At 45.6% G+C, this 17,261-nt stretch carries 18 protein-coding genes; 11 read left to right on the top strand and 7 right to left on the bottom strand.

Going from position 1 to position 17,261, the window contains the following annotated elements:
- Positions 1-170: 170 nt before the first annotated feature.
- Positions 171-1,595, bottom strand: coding sequence for an aspartate ammonia-lyase (locus QUA16_RS15585; protein ID WP_333104211.1), 1,425 nt, complete (start codon positions 1,593-1,595; stop codon positions 171-173).
- A gap of 377 nt (positions 1,596-1,972) precedes the next feature.
- On the opposite strand from QUA16_RS15585, the gene QUA16_RS15580 reads away from it, so the two are divergent.
- The gene (locus QUA16_RS15580; RefSeq protein WP_333104209.1) at positions 1,973-3,838 is read left to right on the top strand and encodes a hypothetical protein; all 1,866 of its coding nucleotides are present in this window, start codon (positions 1,973-1,975) and stop codon (positions 3,836-3,838) included.
- A gap of 400 nt (positions 3,839-4,238) precedes the next feature.
- Complete coding sequence (locus QUA16_RS15575) at positions 4,239-5,924, top strand: DNA repair helicase XPB (protein ID WP_333104208.1); 1,686 nt, start codon at positions 4,239-4,241, stop codon at positions 5,922-5,924.
- Here QUA16_RS15575 and QUA16_RS15570 read toward each other — a convergent pair whose 3' ends face one another.
- The 3 genes from QUA16_RS15570 to QUA16_RS15560 all read right to left on the bottom strand — a co-directional run bounded on the left by QUA16_RS15570 (position 5,925) and on the right by QUA16_RS15560 (position 7,391).
- A complete protein-coding gene (locus QUA16_RS15570) occupies positions 5,925-6,569 on the bottom strand; it encodes a peptidase M15 (protein ID WP_333104207.1) in 645 nt (214 codons plus the stop codon). It lies immediately after the preceding gene.
- 190 nt (positions 6,570-6,759) lie between these two features.
- The gene (locus QUA16_RS15565; RefSeq protein WP_006631417.1) at positions 6,760-6,966 is read right to left on the bottom strand and encodes a hypothetical protein; all 207 of its coding nucleotides are present in this window, start codon (positions 6,964-6,966) and stop codon (positions 6,760-6,762) included.
- Positions 6,967-6,971: 5 nt separating this feature from the next.
- A complete protein-coding gene (locus QUA16_RS15560) occupies positions 6,972-7,391 on the bottom strand; it encodes a GIY-YIG nuclease family protein (RefSeq protein ID WP_333104206.1) in 420 nt (139 codons plus the stop codon).
- 315 nt (positions 7,392-7,706) lie between these two features.
- On the opposite strand from QUA16_RS15560, the gene QUA16_RS15555 reads away from it, so the two are divergent.
- From QUA16_RS15555 to QUA16_RS15515, 9 genes are all read left to right on the top strand, one after another.
- Positions 7,707-9,830 carry a serine/threonine protein kinase gene (locus tag QUA16_RS15555; protein ID WP_333104205.1) on the top strand — a complete coding sequence of 708 codons (2,124 nt, stop codon included), beginning with the start codon at positions 7,707-7,709 and terminating at the stop codon, positions 9,828-9,830.
- A gap of 105 nt (positions 9,831-9,935) precedes the next feature.
- Positions 9,936-10,142 (top strand): DUF2281 domain-containing protein, encoded by a 207-nt coding sequence (locus tag QUA16_RS15550; RefSeq protein ID WP_333104204.1) that lies wholly within the window; start codon positions 9,936-9,938, stop codon positions 10,140-10,142.
- 158 nt (positions 10,143-10,300) lie between these two features.
- Positions 10,301-10,474, top strand: coding sequence for a type II toxin-antitoxin system PemK/MazF family toxin (locus QUA16_RS15545; RefSeq protein ID WP_333104225.1), 174 nt, complete (start codon positions 10,301-10,303; stop codon positions 10,472-10,474).
- Between the two features lie 423 nt (positions 10,475-10,897).
- Positions 10,898-11,329: a hypothetical protein gene (locus QUA16_RS15540; protein WP_333104203.1), complete on the top strand. Its 432-nt coding sequence runs from the start codon at positions 10,898-10,900 to the stop codon at positions 11,327-11,329.
- Between the two features lie 219 nt (positions 11,330-11,548).
- Positions 11,549-11,833 carry a peptidase gene (locus QUA16_RS15535; RefSeq protein WP_333104202.1) on the top strand — a complete coding sequence of 95 codons (285 nt, stop codon included), beginning with the start codon at positions 11,549-11,551 and terminating at the stop codon, positions 11,831-11,833.
- Between the two features lie 134 nt (positions 11,834-11,967).
- Positions 11,968-12,351, top strand: a complete 384-nt coding sequence (locus tag QUA16_RS15530) for a hypothetical protein (RefSeq protein WP_333104201.1) — start codon at positions 11,968-11,970, stop codon at positions 12,349-12,351.
- A gap of 17 nt (positions 12,352-12,368) precedes the next feature.
- Entirely contained in the window at positions 12,369-12,668 is a 300-nt protein-coding gene (locus QUA16_RS15525) for a type II toxin-antitoxin system PemK/MazF family toxin (protein WP_333104200.1), read from the top strand.
- A gap of 186 nt (positions 12,669-12,854) precedes the next feature.
- Positions 12,855-14,000, top strand: a complete 1,146-nt coding sequence (locus QUA16_RS15520) for an iron-containing alcohol dehydrogenase family protein (protein ID WP_333104199.1) — start codon at positions 12,855-12,857, stop codon at positions 13,998-14,000.
- A gap of 99 nt (positions 14,001-14,099) precedes the next feature.
- Entirely contained in the window at positions 14,100-15,281 is a 1,182-nt protein-coding gene (locus QUA16_RS15515) for an aspartate aminotransferase (RefSeq protein ID WP_333104198.1), read from the top strand.
- 70 nt (positions 15,282-15,351) lie between these two features.
- Here the strand turns inward: QUA16_RS15515 and QUA16_RS15510 are convergent, their stop codons facing one another.
- The 3 genes from QUA16_RS15510 to QUA16_RS15500 all read right to left on the bottom strand — a co-directional run bounded on the left by QUA16_RS15510 (position 15,352) and on the right by QUA16_RS15500 (position 17,246).
- The gene (locus tag QUA16_RS15510; RefSeq protein ID WP_333104196.1) at positions 15,352-15,732 is read right to left on the bottom strand and encodes an Imm10 family immunity protein; all 381 of its coding nucleotides are present in this window, start codon (positions 15,730-15,732) and stop codon (positions 15,352-15,354) included.
- A gap of 55 nt (positions 15,733-15,787) precedes the next feature.
- Positions 15,788-15,961 carry a hypothetical protein gene (locus QUA16_RS15505; protein ID WP_333181212.1) on the bottom strand — a complete coding sequence of 58 codons (174 nt, stop codon included), beginning with the start codon at positions 15,959-15,961 and terminating at the stop codon, positions 15,788-15,790.
- Positions 15,962-16,103: 142 nt separating this feature from the next.
- Positions 16,104-17,246 (bottom strand): hypothetical protein, encoded by a 1,143-nt coding sequence (locus QUA16_RS15500; protein ID WP_333104195.1) that lies wholly within the window; start codon positions 17,244-17,246, stop codon positions 16,104-16,106.
- Between the last annotated feature and the right edge of the window lie 15 nt (positions 17,247-17,261).

Genomic DNA, 17,261 nt, shown 5'->3' with positions numbered 1-17,261 from the left:
TTTGCTCCCCAACTTTAGACTATAAAAAAAATTCAGAATTAAATGTAAAAAAAATGAATTCTGAATTGTTTAACTTTCACCTGTGACAGCGATCGGGCAGAACTCAGAAGGCAGAAGGCAGAATTAAATCGAGTTCAGCCTTCTAGTTTCTAGCTGATTCCTGCGAGATCCTATACGTTAGCAGAAGATGTTGGCATCGCACTCATTTTCTCTAAATCTAGAACTTTTGCCAAGTCTTCTGCACTCATTAAACCCCGTTCTAGCACAATTTGTCGCAAAGATTTGCCGGTTTCTAGAGATTCTTTGGCGACAGCGGCGGCGTTGAGATAGCCGATGTGAGTGTTGAGGGCGGTAACGAGGGCGAGACTACCTTCAGCATAAGCGAGACACCGATCGCCCTTAGCTTCAATTTTGGCGAGGCATTGTGTAGTCAACGCGCTGATGGTATTGCCCAAAATTTCGATGCTGTGAATGAGATTGTAGGCAATCAGGGGCATCATCACGTTCAATTCTAATTGTCCTGCTTGGGCGGCAAGGGCGATCGCGCTATCGTAACCCATAACTTGAAAACAAACCATCGATGTCATTTCTGCCATCACAGGATTGTATTTTCCCGGCATAATTGACGAACCCGGTTGCACAGGAGGCAGTTGAATTTCTTTCAAACCCGTTTTCGGCCCTGAGTCCATCAAACGCAAGTCGTGGGACATTTTAACGCAATCTTGAGCGAGATTTCGCAGTGCACCAGACACATTTACAAACGGTGCCATACTCTGCATAGCAGCCATTAAATGCTTTGCTGGTTTCAGGGGGTGGTCAATTAATTCGGAGAGAATTTCCGCAACTTTTTGACAGTATTCAGGGTGAGTATTTAACCCTGTTCCTGCGGCACTTCCCCCCAATCCCAGGGAGGTCAAATCATCGGAGGCCCTGTCAATTCTCAAGGTATGTTCTTTCAGAATTTGCGCCCAAGCGCCGAAGGTGTCGCCGAGTCGAACTGGTACGGCATCTTGCATATGAGTGCGGCCGGATTTAACGATATCTTTGAATTCTTCTGCTTTGTTTTCTAGGGCGACTACGGCCTCCGACAAAGCCGGAAACAGAGTTTTTTCTAAGGCCAACAATCCGCCGATCCGAATCGCCGTCGGAATCACATCATTTGTCGATTGACCGTAGTTTACATGATCGTTGGGACTCACGCGCTTGTAATTGCCTTTTTCCTCGCCCATAATTTCCAAAGCGCGATTTGAAAGAACTTCATTAACATTCATGTGGTGAGAAGTTCCGGCGCCGGCTTGGTAGACATCAACTACAAATTGATCGCGCAATTTGCCAGCTAGGATTTCATCTGCTGCTTGGACAATTGCTTGACTGATGTCTTGGGGAATGCAGCCGAGTTCGCCATTGGCGATCGCCGTTGCTTTCTTAATTAAAACACAAGCATCAACGTATGTTGATAAAGGCTTAATGCCGCTAATCGGGAAATTTTCAATAGCCCTTAGAGTTTGGATGCCATAATAGACATTAGATGGGATTTGTTTGTCTCCCATAGAGTCGCTTTCTGTGCGGTAGCTGATGGTTGGGTGTTCGCTCATATCGCCTTGTTTGTGATGATTGGGAATTGAGATTTTTTTAAAACGCTGCTGACTGTCACTGCTGTTTTACCGCGCGCCGGCGGACTCAGTAAAATACAAGTCACGATTGTAAATAATTATCTCACACTCTGAGTTAAATCTCAAAACTAAAATTTTAAATTAAGGTTTTTCCCTAAATTTGTGAAGAAGAGTAGTTGTGTAATCCCAAGTTTTTGAGTTTGCCCATTTTGGACTTTATTAGATAAGATTTGCCTGTTTAACAATAAATATTAAACCAGGGTTCTGATTTTTGTAACAAAAATTCAAGTTACAAGTTTCGGAAAGTTGTTATATTTGGTAGCACAAACAATTTTGCAGCAGGCGAATTGCCAAAAATTATGCCGCGTTACCAAACCATAGATGATGTTCCGACCCTCCAAGAGGCACTCGAAGGAATAATTGTTGAAGATTTAAAAAAGCTGAATGCACTGTTGTCGGGCGATCGTAAATTAACCCGCAAAGCAGACCTGGTTGCTGGGATTAAACAGCAAATGCAGGGAGAAAAACTTAAGCAAGTTTGGGCGCAATTAGACGACCTGCAAAAAGCGGCCGTAGCGGAAGTTATACATGGGTCAGGTGGTGGCTATGATGCCGATGTATTTGTGGCGAAATACGGACAACAACCAAACTGGGGAACAAGCGATAGCTATGGATACAACCGAGAACCATCCCTACTATGCTTGTTCTTCTACGGCACTGCGATACCCTACGATCTGGAAGAAAAATTGCTGAAGTTTGTGCCAAAACCTCAAGCAACTCCCTTAAATCTGGTTGGGGATGTACTGCCAGATAATTTTATGGTTCGTGTAGAAAAACCTAACTTTCGTACATCTCAAACAGAGGTATCCGAGTACGAACTTCCTTTGACAATTTGTGAAATGGAACGGGCAGCCCCAAAGGATTTGGAAGCAGTTTTGCGTCTGATTCAGTCGGGCAAAGTTGCCGTTAGTGAGAAAACCGCATTACCTGGTGCCGCAACTCAGAAAGCGATCGCCGCTGTATTGCAGGGGGGTGATTTTTATAACGACGAACAGCGCCAAGCTACCGTGGAAAAGGGCGATATATTCTACGAGGTTGGTAACATCAAATCCTTTGCTTGGGCCGCGATCGCCCAAGCGAGCAAATTCGCCGAACTATCGGGCAAAAAGCTAGTTTTGACGAAAGCGGGACAGAAAGCTTTGCAAGAATCACCTGCCAAAGGATTACAGACAGCATGGAAGCGCTGGTTAAAAACAAACTCTTTTGATGAATTTCGCCGCATTGATGCGATTAAAGGACAAACTGGCAAGGGGGCGCGCGGCATGACAGCGGTGGCGGGGCGGAGAGAGGCGATCGCCTCAATTCTAGCAGAATGTCCTGTCGGTAAATGGGTTCTGTTTAGCGAATTTAGCAGATATATGTTGGCAACGGGCAATCGGTTTGAAGTAACGCGCGATCCCGACAATCTCTATATTTCTGAATTTGGGTATGGTAACTTAGGATATTCCGGCAGTCACGATTGGCATATTCTGCAAGAAAGATATATGCGCTGCCTGTTGTTTGAGTATGTTGCTACCCTGGGAATAATTGATGTTGCCTATGCCGATCCGTCTCTCCTACCCAGCGATTTTGACGATCTTTGGGGTACGGACGATTTGAGATTTCTCAGTCGCTACGACGGCTTAATCTCTTTTCGCCTGACAGCTTTGGGGGCTTACTGTTTGGGATTGACTCATAATTACACTCCGCCAGCAATTGAGTTCCGTCAAACACTCCGCGTACTGCCCAATTTAGATATTGTTGTAGCAGGAGAAGGCATCGCGACATCAGATGCGATCGTCCTCGATCTCTATACTAAAAAAGTTTCAGATGTCGTCTGGCAACTCGATCGACAAAAGCTATTTACCGCCATTGAAGCCGGATACCCGCTAGCAGAATTTAAAGAAGTTTTAGAGACAAGAAGTATCGAACCGCTACCGGAAACCGTACAGCGATTTTTGACGGATGTTACAGAACGATCGAATAGTTTGCAAGATGCAGGAACTGTCAAGTTAATCGAATGTGCTAACCCCCATTTAGCTGTGTTGATTGCCAATGATTCCCGTACCAAAAAATTCTGTCAGCTAGCGGGCGCTAGCACTTTGGCGGTTCCATTATCCCAGGAAACTAAGTTTCGCAACGCCCTGCGGCAAGTCGGCTACGTGTTACCCCAGCGGGATAAATAGTAATACCATTTCTCTAAAATCGTGCAACACTCTTTGACCCCCCCTAGCCCCCCCTTGCAAAGGGGGGGGACAAGAATGCGGGATAAATAGTAATACCATTTCTCTAAAATCGTGCAACACTCTTTGACCCCCCCTAGCCCCCCCTTGCAAAGGGGGGGGGCAAGAATACTGTTATTTCGTTTAAAAGTGGTATAAAATCCTGTCCGATGGTATCGATCGCACTCGCGCCAGAGTGCAGCATTCCGATACAAATCCTGAAATTTATTGCAGGGACAAGCGCCCGACTGCTTCACCCCTACAAGTATCTAAAATAGTTTCCTTCTTCCCGATCGCATTTGAGACAAGCATAATAATTAATCCGTGTATCCGTGTTAATCCGTGTCGTGCATTCCTTCTTCCTATGAATTATGTTCCCGAAAATGCTTTGATCGTGCAAAGCGATCGATCGATCTTACTAGAAGTTCACGCCCCCACAGCACAACAGGCGCGAGAAGCGATCGCCCCCTTTGCCGAATTAATCAAAAGTCCCGAACACATCCACACCTATCGCATCACGCCCCTCAGCGTGTGGAATGCGCGGGCGGCGGGAATGCCAGTTGAAGAGGCGATCTCCGCTTTGCGAAAGTATGCCAAGTATCCCATTCCTGAGTCGGTAGCGCAGGAAATTGAACTGTTGGGGGCGCGGTATGGATTAACTGTAATTGAAAGAATCGATGCGGCTAGCCCCGATTTACAACTGCGAATTGCCGATTTGCCCCTAGCGGAATTGCTGGTACGGGACGATCGCGTCAAACCAATGTTGGGCAAGCGCATCTCGGATCTTTGCTTTCAAGTCGATGCCGGGAATCGCGGCGTACTCAAGCAAGCTTTACTAGCGGTGGGCTATCCGGCAGAAGATTTGGCTGGATATGTCGAGGGTGCCGAATTAGGGATTTCTTTGCGTGATCGTACTCTAACAGATTTGCCCTTTAATTTGCGTGCTTATCAACAAGAAGCAGCAGAGGCATTCTATCAGGACGGGGAGGTAAAAGGTGGAAGTGGCACGATCGTCCTACCCTGCGGGGCTGGTAAAACCATAGTCGGGATGTTAGCGATGAGTTTGGTAAAGCAAAAGACACTCATCCTCACCAGCAGTTTGACTTCTGTGCACCAGTGGCGCAGAGAAATATTAGACAAAACAAGTTTAACTGAGGATGCGATCGCTGAGTACAGCAGTGTCACCAAACAGACGGCTGCTGTCACCCTATCGACTTACCAAATGCTAAGTTATCGATCGAATAAAGATGATGAATTCCCGCATTTCGAGTTGTTTAATGCCCAATCATGGGGACTGATTATTTATGATGAAGTCCATCTATTACCTGCACCGATATTTCGGATTACTGCGGAATTACAAGCACGACGCAGGTTAGGTTTAACTGCGACATTGATTCGCGAAGACGGGAAAGAAGGCGATGTATTCACGTTGATTGGGCCCAAGCGCTATGACGTACCTTGGCGCGAATTGGAAGGACAGGGATTTATTGCCACTGCGAATTGTACGGAAATCCGCGTCGCCCAAAATGAGGCGGAAAAAATGGAATATGCCCTAGCGCCCCGCCGCAATCAGTTTCGGATTGCTGCGGAAAATCCGGGTAAGTTGGATGTGGTGCAAAGTTTGTTGCAAAAGGAGGCGGGACACCGTATTTTAATTATTGGTGAGTATCTCGAACAGTTGGATGCGATCGCCAAAATTACCGAATTGCCTCTGATTACGGGGAAGACAAAACAGGCAGAGCGCGATCGGTTATACGAAGCATTCCGTCATAAAGAGATTCCAGGGTTAATTCTATCTCGCGTGGGCAATTTTGCCGTCGATTTACCCGATGCCGATGTGTTGATTCAAGTATCGGGAAAGTATGGTTCTCGCCAAGAAGAAGCGCAGCGCCTCGGACGAATTCTCCGTCCCAAAGCCGACGGACACAATGCCAGCTTTTATACATTAGTATCGCTACAAACTTGCGAGGAAGATTTTGCCCGACACCGCCAACTATTCCTCACCGAACAGGGCTACAACTATCGCATAGAAGTTCAAGGCAATGGTTAGTTAGCGATCGATAAATTCTTGGTAAAACTGCTCATGCAAACCTAAGAAATTATCCATCCCCTTCTTTGTCAGATACCCGCTCTTCTTACCAGTGTGCGGGTTTTCGACGTAGCTATAAATTACTTTTGAAACATTAGGATTCTCGCGCCAGCTAATGTTGAACGCTGCATACTTTGGGAAAAAGGTCATTTCTGCATAAGCATCAATGTGGTCATGTATCCACCATGCCAATGCTGTCCAATCTTGAGTGCGATCGTAGTAAGGAATGAATGATGTAACAACAATACATACTGTTGCTCCCATATACCCATCTGAATCTTTTACATCCCAGATATGTTCTGCATAGTTGGACTCATTACTGGCACAGTTGTACTGATTTTTATTCTCTGCTCCTTTGGCGTTCACTGCAGAAGAACGATAGGCTGAGCGGATACTAATCCGACCAAGCGCATCTTGAATTGGTTCAAGCACCCTCTCACACAAATTCTTTCCTGCTGCGATCGCCAAGTCAGGATCGCTAGGAATGTTAGGGATACCTTCAATTTGAGAGATTTCTGAATAAAGAAACTCACGCATGAAAAAACTCTTAGACAGTTGAACCCGTCCTAGCTCTTCCAAAGCTTTAACAGTTTGTGGCTTTCTCATAGAATGAACTCCAGCAATTAGAGGTGAATAGCTTAATGTTAAACACTGGCCGATAATTTAGAAGCATTGTTTCAGCCAAAAGCAACGTTCCGGTTGAGTGGCTAGAAATAACTTTTGCATCACCACCAATATCTTTCGGTAGTCCGCTCCAACCGGGTTGTTAGACCGCGGCGATCGCCACTTGACGCTGTTATTGTCCGCGTCCTGGTTTGCAATCTGCAAAACCTAATGCCTCCGTGTCAAGGAAACTAGCGATCGCCATCTCAATGACTGCTTCGATTGGGTATTCAATTTCAGCAGCACGAGCAATTAGGGCAGCACGAATTCGTTCAGGAAAACGTCCTAAAATAACTTCGGCATCAGCGAGGGAAAGTTGCTCTTGAAGTTTGGCTTGCATGGCATTTACATCTCAGTTGGAATTTGGACGTTGTAAGGGGGTTCAGTAGCTCTTAGAATGATGGCTTCTAGCTCCAATAGTAACGCAGGGTTCTGCCAGTGAGAAATTGTCTGTACTGCAATCCGTATGTCTTCATCGCTATATTTATCGAGCCATGCCCACAAAAAAGCTTTGTGCCCACCACTGAAGCGACCTCGTAAGCTCTTGGTTTTACCGATGTAGAGCAATCCATCAGTTCTGTGCCTGATTGCATAAATGCCAGGACGCGCAGGAATGCTCTCAAACCCACGGGTCAAGGGTTGACATTGCTCAAAAGGAATGAAAGCAATCGCGTCTAGAATTCTTCGCGCTTGGATTTGTAGGTCAGAATCATTCGTTGGCATGAAGGCAAGAAGGCTGATTGCACAGAAATCATAATCCCACAAATTCTGTTACAACCATCATCAACTAGGGATGGTTTCCTGCGCGATCGCACAGAGAAGGCGATCGATCCCGAGCTGATTTGAGCCTTGGCCGTGCCTGTGTTTTTCTAGGATATGGTAAAGGGGCGAGCGATCGGGTTTCACCTGTCGGTAAAAAATGTAACGTTATTTCCGTAAAAAACCTGGTTTCTGCGTCCAGGAGTATTCATGATGAAATTAAATCTAAAAAGCAACAAGTGCAGAATATCTGGCAACCATCCGAATTATACCTTCTAACATCCTGCTACACTATTAATAACCGCATCCTCAAGCACATTTATGTTCGCAAACGCAATCATCGACGCTATCGCTCCCTTAATCTTGGAAGTGCTGTCACCCATTGCCAGAAATATCGGTCACAAACTAGGAGAAACCCTCAGCAATAAATCTCAACAGTGGGTAGAATATCTGATTCCCGAACCCAATCAGATATTCTCAGATTCGACTGAGATAGAGCAAGCAAAACAGCGTTATTCCCAGGAAATGATCGAATACGCGAAAGCGAAAGATGCCAGAGATAACGAATTGTTAAAGATGAAAGTAGCACAAACGGCGCGTCGCATAGAGTTGCAGGAACAGGAACAGCGAGACAGACGGAAGCTGGCGGCTTTGCAACGGGATTTGATGCGGGAATTGCAAGCAAAAGATATTCAGGTAAAGCTGGCTGAAATTCAAACAATTTGGGATAAAGATACTTGGTTTTCTAAGTTGAATCGAGAGGAGACTAAGCAGATTTTACTTGAACAGCAACATCGCCTCTTAATCTTACTGTCACCGCCAAAAATTAGCAAGCGATGCCCGGAAACCTTCTGTGAAGATTTGCCAATTGAGATGAGAAGTGTGGGAGATTTTCTCAGACAGCATTATCCTCAACAGGATGTCTTACGCCCAGTTAAGTTTTATAGCGACTATTTCACTGAGTCGATTGGTGATATTGATGTGGAACGCTTGCAGCGAATTTTATCTCCGGTTCCTACTACAATTCTATATAGCGATATCAGCGACTATGCCGTAACTTTTCGCGTCGGCTTTTGGGGCTTCCTGAATAATCAGGAAGTATCCCTGTTTTCTACGAAAGTTTTTGACTGGGAAGAGGCAAAAGATGCACTTTTAGCATCTGGGGTAAGTGAGAAAAAAGCCCTCCGCATCATTCGGCAGTTGATTGTGGCGATTCACAAGTTACTGGCTGGATTTTTAGCAGATTTGTATTATATCAATATTGACCCCGGCTATGAACCTTTATTATTTAAGTTAAAGGATGAATTGGCTCAAAATGGGTTGGCAGAAGAATGGGTGAAACCTTATTTTGATATTCTTCAGGATATCCAGGGGCGACAGCGAGAACTGTATGAACAGGAGTTGAAAAAGCTGATTGAGCAAGTAGAGACTGAACGTCAATCTCAAGAAGCTGCCAAAGCTGAAGCTCAACGCCAACAACAAATAGAAGAAGCTGCCAAAGCTGAAGCTCAACGCCAACAACAAATAGAAGAAAAAACCATTAGAAAAGCTTACTCCTTCAAATGTGTAAAAACTCTTAATGGCGTAGCTATGTCATCTGTTGATTGCGTAGTTATTAGTCCAGATGGCAAGACTTTTGCTAGTAACAGCAGTGGAAATTGTAGCAAACTTTGGAATCTCCATACAGGAGAGCTGATTCGTACTTTTTCTGCGGATTCAGGTGCGGTTTATTGCGTTGCCATTAGCCCTCATGGAAAAATTTTAGCTAGTGGAAGTTCTGACCAACAAATTAAGCTGTGGAATCTGGAAACTGGACAAGAGATTAGCACTCTAAAGGGTCACTCAGGTTTAATTCGGTCTCTTGCTTTTAGTCCAGACGGAGAAACTCTTGTTAGCGGCAGTGGTGACCATACTATCAGACTGTGGAATCTGAAAACCAAACAGGAAATCCGCACTCTCACTGGACATTCAAACCTGGTTATGTCTGTCGCTATCAGCCCGGATGGAGAAAATATTGCTAGTGGCAGTTGGGACAAAACTATCAAACTGTGGAGTCTGAAAACCAGACAGGAAATTTGCACTTTTACTGGGCATTCAGAGTCAGTTTATTCTGTCGCCTTCAGCCCGGATGGACAAATTCTTGCTAGTGGTAGTGGAGACAAGACTATCAAACTTTGGAATCTGAAGACCATACAGGAAATTTGCACTCTAACAGGGCATTCACACGGGGTTTTTTCCCTTGTCATCAGCCCGGAGGGACAAATTATTGCAAGTGGAAGTAATGACAATACTATCAAGCTTTGGAATCTGAAAACCGGACAGGAAAATCGCACTCTTACAGGGCATTCAAACAAGGTTAATTCGGTCAGTTTTAGCCCAGATGGAAACACTCTGGTTAGTGGCAGTAATGGTGGGAGTATCAAGATTTGGCGGTGTGATGGGTGAAGTAAGAGGGAAAGATAAAAATTATGGCGCGATTGGCAAACATGGAACTACAAAACTTGACTGCGTGAGAAATAAACTGATAAATGCTTAGGGAAGGTAATTCAAATGTCAGAAACAATTAATTTTGAGCAAGCAGTCTTAGAGAAGCTGCGACAGTTGCCAACGGAGAAACAACAAGAAGTGCTCGACTTTGCACAATTCCTCGTGCAAAAAGCGGAACAGAAAAAGCAGTTAGCCAGCGAAAGTTCTGAGTCTAACAGTTCGTCAACAACCGCACCTACTCTCAAGCTATCACAAGCGAGAAATTGCTAGCCTGCCAATAGCAGAACGCCATAAAATACTAGCACCATTTATACCTGCTACAGCCGAAGATTTTTTGACATATCCTGAATTAACCGAGTTTTCGGTACTCGATGGCGAAGACTGGGAGACTGAGTATGACTACTAACCCAAAACGATGAGAGGTTTGGCTGGTACAACTTGATCCAACCCGAGGACAAGAAATTCAGAAAACACGTCCTGCGGTTGTGATTAGTTCGGAAATGTTTAGTTCTATCCCCATGCGGATTATAATTCCTGTGGCTACATGGCAACCTAAATTTCAAAATCGCCCTTTCATGATTCTGATTCAGCGAACTGAATAAAATTGTTTAGACGCAGACTCAGCAGGCAATGTTTTGCAAGTTCGGAGTGTAACTACTCAGCGATTTGTCAGATGTATCGGCAAAGTTTCCGAAACGGTTGTGCAAGAATTAGTAATAGGCTTAATTATCTGTGTTGATTATCCTCCATAAAATCAGGAATGTCGATCGCCCGAATTAGCTTTCTGAACATAAAACACACAAGAGGCTAGTCAGTAGGTTGGCTTGCACTTGATTCAGGTCAACAGTGGCAAACCATCATCTAGTGGCGTTTCCTCCCTCAACCCAAACCTGCCAAACTTACCAAACTATCAGCCGACTTCCCGCATCAAAATTTACTATCCCGCAGGGTGTTGATTTATTCCCACCGATCTGATTTCTTTGTGACACAATAGATTCTAGTATCGATCTATGTGAGGATTGTTTATGGCTCGTTTTAATCAAATCCTTGTCCTTAGCGCCATCAGCCTTCTAGCTTTGGCTGGTTGCGACAGCGCTAAAGAAGCTTCCACTCCCCCAACTTCACCCACCCCGGTTCCTGCTGCTACTGCTGTAAAAACTGAGAAACCAGCATCCCAGGGAAACTATGCAGAATTGAGTGGTGTGGTTTCCAGTACCAAAGCAGCAGTTGAGGCTGGAAACTTTGCCAAAGCCAAAACCGAATTTGACAAATTCGAGGATGCCTGGAAGAAAGTTGAAGACGGTATCAAAGCTAAAGATCGTAAAAGCTACGATGCAGTTGAGGATACCACAGACAAAGTAATGGCCGACCTCAAAAAGTCTAAGCCAAGTAAAGACCAAGTGCTGACTCAATTGCAGTCGCTGGAAAAGACTATCAGTAGCATTCCTAAGTCCTAAATTTCAGTGGTGAGTGCTTGATTCTAAAGTCTCCGACGCAGAAACCGAGTTTTTTAACTTTGGTAATTCGTTCCAACCTTGAATAAAAGTTAAAAGATCCGGTCTCTCTGCGTCGGACTGCGTAAGTCCTGTGAGAGTTATGCGATCGCAGTTACTCAGAAACAAGCACTCAACACTCCCTCCTAATATAACATCAGTATTCCCCAACTTTCAACCACTATGAAGAAAGCATTTCGTAAGTACCACCGCATTCTAGGCCTTATTGTTGCTTTGCCGATCGCGCTGACTGTCTTGACTGGAATGGTCATAACCATTCTCCGAGAGTGGCCGCTGGGTATAGAAATTTCATCGAGATTTTTATTGAAAATTCATACAGGTGAAATCTTTCACCTGCAAGCCATTTACCCGATCTTGAACGGATTGGGAATGCTCGGCTTGCTCGTGACTGGTTTAAGTATGTCGGGTGTGTTTGGCCGGAAAAAGCAGCCCACCTCCAACGATTAAAACCACAGAGGTGAGGAACTTGGGTCGGTTATATTGTTGGACTGGCTAAAATCAGAAACGCTCTCACCTTTGAGAGGCGTGATAAAATATGTAGGTAACGCAGAAATATAACAAAGCTGAAGGGTAAAAAACCCATGAAACCAACTATTAATAATATCGAAAAAAGCGTGTCAGAAAAACTGCGACTTCTGCCGAGAGAAAAACAAGAAGAAGTGCTCGATTTTGTGCAATTCCTCTTGTACAAAGCACAACCGACAAAGCAGTTTAGCATAAGTTCAAAATCTAGCACTTCGCCAACAGAAACACTGCCTATCAGGCGCTGGCTACTCAAATTACTACAGACAAAGCCGTTGAGCGTAAGTTCAGAATCTAGCACTTCGCCAACAGAAACATCGCCTCTCAAGCGCTCGCTACTAGACGGCGAAGACTATTTAATTGACCCAGCTATTACTCGCAGCCATGATGCTTTTTTGAAAGGTTACGCACCCGAAGACGAAGGACTTTATGACGACTATTGAACGGGAGTGATTTTTGGGTGGCAAATATTCCTTTTACAAACGGGATCGACTCTAAAAAACGCCCCATACTTTTGCTGTGGTTGGATGGCGAGGATGTGGTAGCAGCCGCCGTCACTTCTGCCAAACCCCGCAGCCAAACTGATGTATTTCTTAATGATTGGTCTGCCAGCGGTTTGCGCGTTGCTTCAACAGTACGCTTGTCTAGATTAGATTGTCTGGAAAAGTCTTTGTTGCTAGCGAAAATCGGGCAAATTTCTCAACCGGATGCAGCAGAAGTGAAACGAGTCTGGGATTTGTACGTTAAGCCTCAATTCTAATGATAGTTCGATCGCCCTCAACTCCCCAACTCCCCTCAACTCCCCTCTCCCATCCCCCAACCCCGCACAATACTTAATAAAAACTTTACAAAACTTACCCGATCGCCCAACATGGGTTAGAGTTATCCTAGAAAATCCAGCAATCCTGCAAAGCGTCAACCTTCTCGTCACTTATCCAGTGGTTCGATGACTCAAACCCAAAGCACTAAAACCGCCACCCCAACTGCAATTTATTCCTTGACAATTGCTCCCGCCTGTGTATTGCGAGGTCGATCGGCCATCGCACAAGCCGGAGATGCGATCGCCCGTTTCGGAAAGCGGCCGCTAATCGTCGGCGGCAGCAACTCCCTCGCCGCCGCCCAACCCTACCTGCAACCAATCCTCGAACAGCAGCAGTTACAATCCGCCGAAACAGCCTACGGCAAGGATTGCAGCGAAACCAGCCTCGAAACCCTCCGCCAAGCAGCCCAAACCCATCAAGCCGACTTCATCATCGGTGTAGGCGGCGGCAAAGCCTTAGACGCAGCAAAACTCGTCGCCCATCAGTGCAAAATCCCGATCGTCACCATACCCACATCAGCAGCCACCTGTGCCGCTTGGACAGCCCTTTCTAACATTTATTCAGAACAAGGTGCATTCCAATACGATGTCACATTAGCGAGATGTCCAGACTTATTAATACTCGATTACGGTTTGATTCAAACCGCACCGCAGCGGACATTAGTAGCAGGAATTGGAGATGCGATCGCCAAATGGTACGAAGCATCAGTCAGCAGCGGACACTCCGAACAAACCCTGATAATTTCCGCCGTCCAACAAGCTAGAATACTGCGCGATATTTTATTCCAAAAATCAGCCGCCGCCCTCAAAGAACCCGGTAGCGAAACCTGGCAAGAAGTCACAGATGCCGCCGTATTGCTAGCAGGAGTAATCGGCGGAATTGGCGGCGCCCAATGTCGCACCGTCGCCGCCCACGCCGTCCACAACGGCTTAACTCATCTATTAGCAAGTCACGGCACATTGCACGGCGAAAAAGTCGCCTACGGCATTTTAGTACAACTGCGACTAGAAGAAATGCTGCAAAACAATCAACTCGCCGCTAGCGCCAGACAGCAACTGCTAAAATTCTACGCCGAGATTGGATTACCCCAAACTTTAGACAACCTCGGACTCGGAGACATTACCATAGCAGAATTGCAGCGCGCCGCCGACATAGCCTGCAATCCCAATTCCGACATCCACCGACTGCCTTTTAAAGTTGTTCCCCAACAATTAATGGCAGCGATGGTTTCTACCACCGCACCTGTGGGAGAATTAAAGATTAAGAATTAAAACAGTTTGTAGTAAGGACTAAAGTCCTGAAAAGGCTGTGCTAGCAAGGACGAAAGTCCTTACTACAAACCAGGAAAACTGACAACTGACAAAAAATAAATGACCTTGGATTGGATTACCCCTGCTGACAGGTTGCAAAAACTACCGCCCTACGTATTTGCCCGTCTCGACGAACTCAAAGCCCGCGCCCGCGAACAAGGACTCGATTTAATAGACTTAGGAATGGGAAACCCCGACGGTGCCACTCCTCAACCAGTAGTAGAAGCCGCTGTCGCAGCCATCCAAAATTCTGCAAATCACGGCTATCCACCCTTTGAAGGAACTGCCAGTTTCCGCCGTACCATTACTAAATGGTACAGCCGCCGCTACAACGTTGAACTCGATCCAGAAAGCGAAGCATTGCCTTTGTTGGGTTCTAAAGAAGGTTTAGCACATTTTGCGATCGCCTATATCAATCCCGGCGACTTAATATTAGTACCAAGTCCCGCTTATCCCGTATTATTTCGCGGCCCAATCATCGCCGGTGCAAAAGTTCACAACATCATTCTCAAACCAGAAAATGACTGGGTAATTGACTTAGCCGACATTCCCGACAGCGTAGCCGAACAAGCCAAAATCCTCTATTTCAATTATCCCAGTAATCCGACTGGAGCAACTGCACCCCGCGAATTTTACAAAGATATTGTTGCTTTCGCACACAAACATCAAATCTTGCTGGTTCACGACTTGTGTTATGCGGAATTAGCCTTTGACGGCTATCAACCGACAAGCTTATTAGAAATTCCCGGCGGTAAAGAAATCGGTGTCGAATTTCACACCATGTCCAAAACCTACAATATGGCCGGCTGGCGCGTCGGTTTTGTAGTAGGAAATAGCAAAATTATTCAAGGTTTGCGGACATTAAAAACTAACCTAGATTACGGTATATTTTCCGCTTTGCAAACAGCAGCAGAAACAGCACTGCAATTGCCGGACAGTTACTTGCACGAAGTGCAGAATCGTTACAGGACTCGCCGGGATTTCATGGTGGAAGGATTGGCAGAATTAGGGTGGAATATTCCCAAACCTCTGGCTGCAATGTATCTTTGGGTTCCCTGCACTCCGGGCATGAGTTCGACTGATTTTGCCCTGAATGTTTTGCAGCAAACGGGTGTTGTGGTGACTCCGGGCAATGCTTTTGGGCCAGGCGGCGAAGGATATGTGAGAATTAGTTTGATTGCAGATTGCGATCGACTGGGAGAAGCCCTGCGGCGTTTGAAACAAGCAAACATTCGCTATTAGTTATTGGGCATGGGGCATAGGGCATGGGGAATTGGGCATTGACTTTCAAGTACAATCTTGACGCAATTGACTAATTAATTAAATTCAACCTATCCTCATAACCCAGCATTATCTTCTGCAAGGTGTTCTGCAACTTCTGAAATTCTGAATCATTTACAGAAAAAGCAATTCTTGCCTCCTCGCAATTTGTATGAGGATTGGGTCTTGAAGGATCGAAACGAACAATTAAGCGTTCGCGGTTTAAAGTAACTTCTTTAATTCCTCCATATTCTCCCCAAGACTGATCGTCTATCTCCCAGTAAACACTCCCTACGTTGGGAAGAGCATCTTCTTTATGAAATTCATGTCTTTGCATAACAAAATAATGTTCGTTATCCTCCCCTGACGAAAAACCAATATAAAATGACTCTTGAATTCCCACAAGTTGTGCAAAAAGTTCAAACACCATCATAAACTTACTCTACTTGTTTTGGTGAGCTATTCTATTTTAACCGGAACTTCCCCTTCTACGCTCTTAACTTTTCTCTGAAACCATTTATAGCGGTTCTCAAGAAAGTGAAGTAAGTAGGCTGCGTCCCATGCCCTATTGGTGTCAACTTAACATCAAACCGATAGTCCGGCAGGGGTTTAAACCCCTGCCTCAAAGCTAAAGTCCTCTCAAAGAGGACTGAAGAACTCATTAGTCCTCTTTGAGAGGACTTTAGCTATTAGACAGGGAATTCATTCCCTGGCGGACTGACGGGTGGGCGGGAGGACTGGTGGACCAAAAGCTTAAGTTGACACCAATGCTCATGCCCCATGCCCTATCCCAATTCCCAATAACTACGCTTTTTTAATTTCCTCGATCACCCAATCAAAAGTTTCCATAACTTGCTTCAGTGCAGATTCATCTTGCAAAGTAAACAAAGCCAGACTCGGCGACCTTCTCTCACCCGGTTCTATAGGCAGCGACAGACCGATCGAACTCAGCTTACTTCTCAATTCCAGCCAATTTTGTTCCGCATTAAACGGCGGCTGGGAACCGTAATTATCAGCAGAAATCTCCATTCTGGCAGCAATATCTACAGTGAATAACTGATAGGGTTTTCTTCCCCTTTGAGGCAATTGAGCCGTGAAACCGCCATAGGCGTCCCCTGTTCCCCAGTGGATTTGAACTTCGGGTTCTTGACTTTTTGCCCAAAGGTAAATTGCTTTTGCCATTTGCGCCTCGTCCGCGCCTCGTCTAGCTTTGATTTCCGCAAAAAATGAAGATTCATCCCAGCGCCTTCTTTCGCGCGTTGCGCTGGATTTTTTCTGCTGTGCTTCCGCTGTCTGACCGATGACTCTGGGAACCAACGTTTTCAAACCGTCTTCACTTACATACTGCTTAATTTCCAGGGCCAAAACTTCAACCGGGTCCATTTGTTCGTTGAGAAATTCCACAACTCGGCGCATTTCAGCGGAAATCTCGTCAGCTACAAACACTAAGCGAACTTTACCCGCTTGCAAATTAGTTTTAACCTTCTGCCAAAATAGGTCTTCATTAGCATTTGCACCGAGAAACTCTTCAAAAATCTGTTCGGGATCGCGACCCCGATCGCGACAATTAGCTTCAAACAGAGCAATAATTGAATCGACAGGCCAGTAAACCAACGCATTAGCAGCATAGTCGATCGACTGGCCCAAAACTTTTTGCCGCAGTTCCGCATTAGGAGTTCGCCTGACATCCACCAAAGTAGGAACTGCATTTTGGTCGAGAAACAAATGATCCAGCGACCACTGCACCGCTGTTTCCTCATCGCTGGGTGCAGCTTCCCGCGAAATTAACAGCCACCTCCGCGCCGTAGCCCGATCGATTTGGTCTCCCGCGATCAAATTAGGATAAGTTACTAGCAACTCTTGTAACTGGTCTTCCGAGTCGTAGGGCTGTTCCATCATTTCTACCAGCCTGTCGTCGTCCTGAATCAGATAAATACCTCCAGCCATGCAAGCCCACCTACT

This window comes from Microcoleus sp. S13_C3 (assembly GCF_036700905.1).
Lineage (GTDB): Bacteria > Cyanobacteriota > Cyanobacteriia > Cyanobacteriales > Microcoleaceae > Microcoleus.
The sequence above is the reverse complement of the archived record's forward strand: the minus strand, read 5'-3'. Positions and strand labels throughout refer to the sequence as shown.

What these genes read in the sequence shown, in the direction of transcription:
- QUA16_RS15585 (WP_333104211.1), bottom strand. Translation starts at nt 1,595, where the DNA reads ATGAGCGAACACCCAACCATCAGCTACCGCACAGAAAGCGACTCTATG.
- QUA16_RS15530 (WP_333104201.1), top strand. Translation starts at nt 11,968, where the DNA reads ATGAAACCAACTATTAATAATATCGAAAAAAGCGTGTCAGAAAAACTG.
- QUA16_RS15570 (WP_333104207.1), bottom strand. Translation starts at nt 6,569, where the DNA reads ATGAGAAAGCCACAAACTGTTAAAGCTTTGGAAGAGCTAGGACGGGTT.
- QUA16_RS15550 (WP_333104204.1), top strand. Translation starts at nt 9,936, where the DNA reads ATGTCAGAAACAATTAATTTTGAGCAAGCAGTCTTAGAGAAGCTGCGA.
- QUA16_RS15510 (WP_333104196.1), bottom strand. Translation starts at nt 15,732, where the DNA reads ATGATGGTGTTTGAACTTTTTGCACAACTTGTGGGAATTCAAGAGTCA.
- QUA16_RS15580 (WP_333104209.1), top strand. Translation starts at nt 1,973, where the DNA reads ATGCCGCGTTACCAAACCATAGATGATGTTCCGACCCTCCAAGAGGCA.
- QUA16_RS15555 (WP_333104205.1), top strand. Translation starts at nt 7,707, where the DNA reads ATGTTCGCAAACGCAATCATCGACGCTATCGCTCCCTTAATCTTGGAA.
- QUA16_RS15515 (WP_333104198.1), top strand. Translation starts at nt 14,100, where the DNA reads ATGACCTTGGATTGGATTACCCCTGCTGACAGGTTGCAAAAACTACCG.
- QUA16_RS15540 (WP_333104203.1), top strand. Translation starts at nt 10,898, where the DNA reads ATGGCTCGTTTTAATCAAATCCTTGTCCTTAGCGCCATCAGCCTTCTA.
- QUA16_RS15505 (WP_333181212.1), bottom strand. Translation starts at nt 15,961, where the DNA reads ATGAGTTCTTCAGTCCTCTTTGAGAGGACTTTAGCTTTGAGGCAGGGG.
- QUA16_RS15520 (WP_333104199.1), top strand. Translation starts at nt 12,855, where the DNA reads ATGACTCAAACCCAAAGCACTAAAACCGCCACCCCAACTGCAATTTAT.
- QUA16_RS15500 (WP_333104195.1), bottom strand. Translation starts at nt 17,246, where the DNA reads ATGGCTGGAGGTATTTATCTGATTCAGGACGACGACAGGCTGGTAGAA.
- QUA16_RS15535 (WP_333104202.1), top strand. Translation starts at nt 11,549, where the DNA reads ATGAAGAAAGCATTTCGTAAGTACCACCGCATTCTAGGCCTTATTGTT.
- QUA16_RS15575 (WP_333104208.1), top strand. Translation starts at nt 4,239, where the DNA reads ATGAATTATGTTCCCGAAAATGCTTTGATCGTGCAAAGCGATCGATCG.
- QUA16_RS15565 (WP_006631417.1), bottom strand. Translation starts at nt 6,966, where the DNA reads ATGCAAGCCAAACTTCAAGAGCAACTTTCCCTCGCTGATGCCGAAGTT.